General features: G+C 73.8%; 8 protein-coding genes and 1 pseudogene. 5 read left to right on the top strand and 4 right to left on the bottom strand.

Translation table 11 applies throughout. The features are described 5' to 3' along the window. Positions 1-71: 71 nt before the first annotated feature. A complete protein-coding gene (locus tag E2E34_RS28110) occupies positions 72-650 on the bottom strand; it encodes a hypothetical protein (protein WP_138904700.1) in 579 nt (192 codons plus the stop codon). Positions 651-739: 89 nt separating this feature from the next. After that, the gene (locus tag E2E34_RS28105; protein WP_138904699.1) at positions 740-1,528 is read right to left on the bottom strand and encodes an SIMPL domain-containing protein; all 789 of its coding nucleotides are present in this window, start codon (positions 1,526-1,528) and stop codon (positions 740-742) included. A 131-nt stretch (positions 1,529-1,659) separates the two neighbouring features. On the opposite strand from E2E34_RS28105, the gene E2E34_RS28100 reads away from it, so the two are divergent. Beyond that, positions 1,660-2,574 carry a carbohydrate kinase family protein gene (locus E2E34_RS28100; RefSeq protein WP_244316187.1) on the top strand — a complete coding sequence of 305 codons (915 nt, stop codon included), beginning with the start codon at positions 1,660-1,662 and terminating at the stop codon, positions 2,572-2,574. Positions 2,575-2,621: 47 nt separating this feature from the next. Here E2E34_RS28100 and E2E34_RS28095 read toward each other — a convergent pair whose 3' ends face one another. Continuing rightward, entirely contained in the window at positions 2,622-3,623 is a 1,002-nt protein-coding gene (locus E2E34_RS28095) for a DUF6745 domain-containing protein (protein WP_138904698.1), read from the bottom strand. A gap of 96 nt (positions 3,624-3,719) precedes the next feature. Continuing rightward, the gene (locus E2E34_RS28090) at positions 3,720-4,046 is read right to left on the bottom strand and encodes a DUF8820 family protein (RefSeq protein WP_138904697.1); all 327 of its coding nucleotides are present in this window, start codon (positions 4,044-4,046) and stop codon (positions 3,720-3,722) included. 174 nt (positions 4,047-4,220) lie between these two features. Here E2E34_RS28090 and E2E34_RS28085 point away from each other — a divergent pair, with 174 nt between their 5' ends. The 4 genes and pseudogenes from E2E34_RS28085 to E2E34_RS28070 all read left to right on the top strand — a co-directional run. Beyond that, on the top strand, positions 4,221-5,174 hold the full coding sequence (locus E2E34_RS28085; protein WP_138904696.1) for an STM4015 family protein: 954 nt from the start codon (positions 4,221-4,223) through the stop codon (positions 5,172-5,174). Between the two features lie 7 nt (positions 5,175-5,181). Beyond that, on the top strand, positions 5,182-6,153 hold the full coding sequence (locus E2E34_RS28080) for an STM4015 family protein (protein WP_138904695.1): 972 nt from the start codon (positions 5,182-5,184) through the stop codon (positions 6,151-6,153). Further along, entirely contained in the window at positions 6,134-7,291 is a 1,158-nt protein-coding gene (locus E2E34_RS28075) for an STM4014 family protein (protein WP_138904694.1), read from the top strand. Before E2E34_RS28080 ends, E2E34_RS28075 begins: the two co-directional genes overlap by 20 nt. 1 nt (position 7,292) lies before the next feature. Next, positions 7,293-7,467 (top strand): annotated as a pseudogene (locus tag E2E34_RS28070) (STM4013/SEN3800 family hydrolase); the annotation flags it as partial.

The following is a 7,467-nucleotide window of genomic DNA, read 5'->3' as shown; positions in this document are numbered from 1 at the left end:
GCCCGGGGCCGGTCCGGGGCGGCGTGGGCACACCCGGGGCGCGGCGCGGTGCGGGTCTGCGTCGCCGCGCGTCAGACCGTGGTTCTGGCGGTCACCAGGCGGTGGCCGCCCAGCACCACCGAGAGTTCCGCCAGGAACCGTTTCGCCGGCCGCGGCCAGTTCCACAGCACCAGTCCCAGGTGCGCCACGGCGACCGGCGGATCGATTGCCCAGGCGGGAAAGCCGGACCGCTCGCCGCAGCGCACACAGGCCCCGGCGGCCGGCCCCGTACCGCCGAACCAGGCGTACAGGTCGTCGACCAGCGGGGCCCACTCCCGGGTCCACATGTCCGGACCGCTGTCGGCCGGCTCGGTCCTGGCGCCGCAGACCGGGCAGGTGGCCGTCCAGACGTCCGCGCCCGTGTACACGCGTCGCTCGATCTCCATGCCGACGCCGCACGCACCGGTGCCGGGCGGCGCCTCGCCTCCCGTGACGACGCGGGCCGCGTGCGGACCCGGCGCCCTGCCGAGCTCGTCCCCGAGCAGGCAGTTCGTCAGCTCGCCCCGGACGACTCCGCGCTCCTCCAGCCAGTCCATGACCCGGCCGGCGAGCATCGCCGCTTCCTCCGGCCGGGCGTCCACATCGGCCACCCATACGTACGCATCGCCCATGCGCCGCACGTTATCCCGTGCGTCTCACACGTCCGCGTGGCGGTCCGTCACCGCGACGAACGCGACTCGGACGTGCGCGTCCGGCGCGGTCAGTACAGCTCGTACACCGCGGTGACGGCGACCTCGTCGCGGATCTCGCCGGGCGCGACCGGCACCTTCCCCGCCTCGAACGCGGCGCCGGGCACCTCGACGGGCCGGTGCGTACCGCTGCCCGTCTCGGTGACCGACACGAGCCGGCCCAGGCCCCGGCCGCTGAGCCGCGCGTACTGTTCGGCCTTCGTCCGCGCGTCGGCGTGGGCCGCTTCGCGGGCCCGCGCGCGCAGGGCGGACGGGTCGGCCACGTCGAAGGTGACGCCGTTGATCCGCACCGCGTCGCCCGCCGCCGCCGTCACGGCTTCGACGACCGCACCGGTCCTGGCGAGGTCGCGGATCCTGATGGAGAAGGCCTGGCCCGCCTGGTAGCCGGTCAGCTTGGAGGCGGCCCGGTCGGTGTGCTGGTAGACGGGGTTCAGGGAAAGGCTCTCCGTCTGTACGTCGCGGTCGGCGATCCCCTGCCTACGTACGGCGGCCAGCACCGCTTCGGCGGCCACGGTCTGTGCGGCGAGCGCCCGCTTGGCGGTGGGTTCCGTGGCCTCGACGGCCACGGCGAGGACCGCCATGTCGGGGGCGGCCGTGGCTCTGCCCTCGCCGCTCACGGAGACGGTGGTGGCCTCGCGGTCGCGGGCGCGGGCGGCGACGGTGTGCGGGGAAGCCGGCGCCGCCGACGGGGCGGACAGGGACGCGGTTGCCGCGGGGGCGGCGCCGAAGACGGGGGCGGCGGCGCCGACGAGCAGGCCGCCGGTGAGCGCGGCGGCGGTGAGGGCCGTACGTACGGACATGGAAATGGTCCTTCCCGGGGGATGTGGTCCCATCCCAGCACCGCGGGCCGCCGGACGGGCCGCGCCACTCCAGCCCTGTCACCTCTCCGTACCAGCCATACTGTGCTCCAGCGGAGCCGGAAGGGGTTGCGGTGTCTGAACAGCGGTCTGAGCACGCGGTGTACGACGTCCTGGTCATCGGCGGCAGCGGGGTGGACACCGTGGTGCGCGTCGACTCGCTGCCCGTGCCCGTCGCCGACTCGTTCGGTGTTCCGCCCATCCGCGAGTGGCCGGGACACACGGGCGGCAATGTCGCGCTGGGCTGCCGGGCCCTCGGACTCGACGTGAAATTCCTGGACTTCATCGGCGATGACTGGATCGGCGGGCAGGTGAGGGAGCGGCTCGCCAAGGGCGGTGTCGACTTCGAGCCGCTGATCTCACCGGCGGGAACCCGCCGCGCGGTGAACCTCGTCGACACGGCGACGGGACACCGGATGTCGTTCTACGACGCGCGCGAGCCCGGGGATCTGCGGATGCCCCGCGAGTTCTACCTGCCCCACCTGCGGCGGGCGGGCCATGTCCACCTGTCCATCATGGACTTCGCGCGTCATCTGCTCGACGACATCGAGGAGCTCCGGGTACCGGTCTCGACCGACCTCCACGACTGGGACGGACTCGCCGACCACCACCGGGAGTTCGCGCTCCGTGCCGATCTGGTGTTCCTCAGCGCGGCCGGCGCCGGTGAGCGGATCGCCGCCGTGATGCGTGACATCCTGCGCGAGGGCCGCGCCGAGGCCGTGGTGGCCACGGCGGGCGCGGGCGGCTCGTACCTGCTGACACGGGACGGCAGTCGCACCCCACGCCCCGTCCCGGCGGCCGTGCCGCCCGGCCCCGTGGTCGACTCCAACGGCGCCGGTGACGCGTACGTCAGCGGGTTCCTGTACGGGCGTCTGACCGGCCGGGGGCTGGAGGAGTGCGCCCGCCTCGGCTCCCTCGCGGGTGCTCACGCGTGCACGACGGAGGGCAACACGGACCTGATCGGCCCGAGCGATCTCCTCTCCTCCTAGCGCCCCGGGGGCGTTTCCCCTTCGCCCGGCGCCGGAAGGGGACTTCGTCAGGTCTGCCGCACCGGTGCGTAACCCTCCTGCTCCAGTCCGAAGGTCCAGGCCACGCCTTCCTTGGCCGTCCTCGTCGCCGGCGGGACGCGCAGCCAGTACGTCCGGTACGTGCCGTCCGGCTCCGGGGTGGAGTTGACCACCTCGACCATCACCACGTCCTCGTCGCCCGCCAGGGCTATGCGCCACAGGACGCCGGACTCGTCACGGTGCACCGGCTGCGCGCCGGACTCGTCGAGGTAGCGGTCGTAGCCGTAGTACTCCAGCATGACGCGGCGCAGTTCCGCGTTCTCCTCGGCGCGGATGCGCTCCGGCGTCAGCGACGACAGTTCGTCGAGGAACGCGGCGGGCACGGGCATCCCGCGCCAGGCGTGCAGCGCGAACCCGTCGGGGAAGGCGAGGGCCGGGCCGTCGCCCCGGTCGAGCCGTCCGGCTTCGTCGCGGTGGAGTTCCACCGGCCGCTCGCAGATCACCACGGCGTTCTCGTAGGGCCACCACCAACCGGCGTTCCTCGCGACCTGCGCCAGCCCTTCGAGCCGCTCCCCCCGACCGTCGAACGCGGCGAGCCAGGCGGCGTCGTGCTGGCCGAGCACGGCGTCGAGCAGGACCAGCCGTACGTCGGCCTCGTCCTCCGGCCGCTCCATGAGGGCGGTGACGACGCCCGCCCGTATCCGCCCGGCCAGTTCACGGGTGGTGTCCCACAACTGGGCGCCGGTGTCGGACCACAGCCGCGCCCACCCGGCCGGGCCCAGTTCGTCGTGGAGCCGCCGCCGTTCCTCGGCCCACGGACCGGTCCGTACCTCGTCGCGCACCGACCGTCCCGCGCCGGACAGTTCTTCCACGGTCTCCACCGCCGCCCTGGGCGAGTCGGCCCACACGATCCGCTCCGGCTCCGCGAGCCCCGCCGTGCGGTAGGCGCGCCGCACCCCCTCCTCCGCGGCCGCGCGGTCCGCCGCGCCGGTCGCCGCCGCGACGGCCCGCCATGTGTTCACCTGCTGCATCGAAATCCCTGCCCTCTGATCCTGATCCCTGGTCCCGAACCCCGGCCGAACAGCCGTGGGTCCGTGTGCCTCGCCCGTGTGCTCCGCGCCGGCCGGTCAGTCGGCGACGACGCGGACCGCGCCCGGTACGTACTCGCGCTGGCGCACCACCCGGTACCAGCCCTTGGGCAGCGGGATCACCGCGTGCTCCTCGTGCACCACCCGTCCGCCCTCGGGCAGGTGAAGCAGCATCGGGTCGAACGGGCCCGCCTCCCGCAGCAGCCTGCCGGGGCCCTGCACCGCGTGCGCGTGCCCCGTCACCTCGCCGAGCGCCAGCACCAGCCGGCCCCGCGCGTCACGCCGTTCGCCCGGGGCGTCCGCCAGGTGCCCGGGCACCGCCGACTCGTCCAACGGCACGATGAGCACGTCCCCTTGCCGGTACATGGCTGTCTCCCCTCCCCGGTCCGCACCCTCTGTGCGACACCGGTGAAAACGCTACGGGCAGGGTCTGACAACGGGGTCTGACCTGCGCTGAGGAACCCGCTCGCGGGATTGTCAGTGCCGCTTGATAAACCTTTCGCACGTCAGTCGCACGCACCATGTCAGGAGACCAGGGCCATGTCCGGTGTGGATCATCTGCAGGAACTGCTCGGCCTCCCGGCCGTCGATTTCCGTCCCGACGACCCGGCCTCGGCGCTGCCTGCCGCGGACGCCGCGGCGTGGCGCGTCTCCGTGGACCCGTTCGACGACGAGGACGGCACGTGGGAGGAGCGCTTCGACGCGTTCCTGGATGCCGTCGATCCCGCGCGGGTGCGCGCGCTGATCATCGGCCAGTGGGGCGAGTCGTACGAAGCCGACTCCGCCTACCCCATCGGCCTGGTCCTCGCCGCGGCCGGCAGACTGACCTCCCTGGAGGCCCTCTTCGTCGGCGACATCACCCAGGAGGAGGCCGAGATCTCCTGGATCGAGCAGTCCGACGTCACGGGGCTGCTCGACGCCTTTCCCCGGCTGCTCGAATTCGGCGTGCGCGGTGGCCAGGGCCTGCGTTTCCCGCCGGTGCGGCACGAGCGGCTGCGTTCGCTCGTGCTGGAGTCCGGCGGTCTGCCGGCGGAGGTCGTGCGCGGTGTCACCGACAGCGAACTCCCGTCCCTGGACCACCTCGACCTGTGGCTCGGCGTCTCCGAGTACGGCGGCGACACCGAGATCGCCGACCTCGCCCCGCTCCTGTCCGGGACGCGTTTCCCCGGTCTGCGCCACCTCGGCCTGCGCAACAGCGAGATCCAGAACGAGATCGCCGCGGCCGTCGCGTCCGCTCCCGTCGTCGCCCGGCTGGACACGCTCGACCTGTCGAACGGCACGCTCGGCGACGAGGGCGCCGCGGCGCTGCTCGAAGGACAGCCGCTCACCCACCTCGAACACCTCGACCTGCACCACCACTTCCTCTCCGAGGAGATGGAGCGCCGGGTGGCCGACGCCCTGGAGCCCTACGGCGTCGCCGTCGACGTGTCGGACCGCCTGGAGCCGTGGGACAACCGCGGCGCCGAGGGCCGCTACACCGCCGTGGCGGAGTGACCCGGCCATGACCGGCATCGAACACCCCGAGACCTTCCACGGGCTGCCCGTCTTCACCCTGCCCGAACCCGGCGACCAGCACGCCACGCCCCTGCCCGCTGCGGACTCCGTGGCCTGGCGCCTCGACTGCCTGTGGAACGAGGACAATCCGTTCGCCGATCTGTGGCCCCGCTTCCTCGACTCCGTCGACTCCACGCGGGTCCGGGCGCTCCTGCTCGGCCCCTGGTGGCGCGACGAGTACGAGCCGCTGCGCCCCGTCCTGGACCGGATTCTCGCGGACGCGGACCGCTTCCCGGCCCTGCGCGCGCTCTTCCTGGCCGACGTCGTCAGCGAGGAGTGCGAGCTGTCCTGGCTGCAGATGACCGACGTCACGCCGTGCGCCGAAGCGTTCCCGGGGCTCGAGGAGCTGGTCGTGCGCGGGTGCGGCGAATCGATCAGCGAAACGGACCGGCTGGCCCTGCGGCCGTTTCGCCACGACGCGCTGAAGGCACTGCGCTTCGAGTCGGGCGGTCTGCCGGGCTCCGTCGTCCGCGCCGTGGGGGCCTCCCGACTGCCCGCCCTGGAGCGGCTGGAGCTGTGGCTGGGTGTCACGCACTACGGGGGTGACGCCACGGTCGCCGACCTCGCACCCCTGCTGTCGGGCGCCGCTGCGCCCCGGCTGCGCCACCTGGGCGTGCAGAACAGCGAGATCCAGGACGAGATCGCGGCAGCGGTGGCCTCCGCTCCCGTCGTCGCGCAACTGGACTCGCTGTCCCTCGCCATGGGCACGCTCAGCGACACGGGCGCCCACGCCCTGCTCGACGGCCAGCCGCTCACCCACCTCAGCTCGCTCGACCTGCACCACCACTACCTCACCGAGCCCGTGCGGCAGCGCCTGCGCGCGGCGCTCGAACCGCACGGTGTGCGGCTGAACCTCGACGGCCCCGACGACTGGGACCCCGAGTACGACGAGACCCGCTATGTCGCCGTCGACGAGTAGAACGGACGGACCGGCCGCGCGCTTCGTGGTAGTCGGCAACCCCGCCAACCGCCGTGTGGCGCTCTTCCGGGCCGCCGTGACCGCCGCCGGGCTCCCCGCCGCGCGGGTCGTGCCCTGGCTGGACGTGCTGCGGGGCCGGGCCGCCCCGTTCCGTCCGGGCGAGACCGTACGCGTCGACTCGCCCGGCGAGGACCCCGACGTCGAGCGGCTGCTGCGCGGGACCGGCGACGGCACCCGGGTGGAGGGCTCGGCGCTCTGGTACGAGCGGTTCACGGCGGCCGCACGGGAGGTGGGGCGGGCGGCCGCGGGCTGCGTCCTGCTCGACGACCCCGACGAGCTGGCGGTGCTGTTCGACAAGCGGCTGTGCCATGCCGTCCTGCGCGACGCGGGCGTCCCGGTGCCGCCGTCACCGACCTCCGGGCCCGGGGCGGCCCCCGTGCGCGGCTGGGCGGACGTACGGGAGTTGCTGCGTACGCACCGGATGCCGCGTGCCTTCGTCAAGCTCGCGCACGGTTCGTCGGCCTCCGGTGTGCTGGCCGTCGAAGCGGCGGGCCCGGGCCGTGTGCGGGCCACCACCTCGGTGGAGCGCGACGCCGGCGGCAGGCTCTTCAACTCCCTGCGGGTACGCCGCTGCACGACCGAGGCCGAGGTCGCGGCGATCGTGGACGCGCTCGCACCGGACGGACTGCACGTCGAGCGCTGGCTGCCCAAGGCGGCGCAGGGCGGCCGGGCCGCCGACCTGCGCGTGGTCGTGATCGGCGGCCGGGCGACGCACGCCGTCGTCCGCACCAGCCGCTCCCCCATGACCAACCTCCACCTCGGCGGCTCCCGCGGCGATCTCGACCAGGCGCGCGCCGCCGTCCGGGCGGCGGGGGGCAGCTGGGAGGAGGCACTGGAGGTGTGCGAGCGGGCGGGCGCCTGCTTCCCGCGCACCCTGTGCGTGGGCGTCGACCTGCTCCCCGCCGTCGGCTGGCGGCGCTTCGCCGTCTGCGAGGTCAACGCCTTCGGCGATCTGCTGCCGCGCCTCACCGGTCTGCCCGGAAGCGGCGCCGAGGGCCTCGACACCTATGCGGCGCAGGTCGCCGCCGTACAGCGCGCCGGTGCGCGCACGACAAGGAACCACCATGCGATCGCCTGACATGAACGAGATCGTCGGCAGCCACGACCTGCTGCTGGTCACCCTGGACACGCTGCGCCACGACGTCGCCGCCGAACTCGCCGCCGCCGGCCGCCTGCCGAACCTGGTCCGGCACCTGCCCGGCGGCGTGTGGGAGAAGCGGCACGCGCCCGGCAGCTTCACCTACGCCTCGCACC

The organism is Streptomyces albidochromogenes (genome assembly GCF_005981925.1).
Lineage (GTDB): Bacteria > Actinomycetota > Actinomycetes > Streptomycetales > Streptomycetaceae > Streptomyces > Streptomyces albidochromogenes.
The sequence above is the reverse complement of the archived record's forward strand: the minus strand, read 5'-3'. Positions and strand labels throughout refer to the sequence as shown.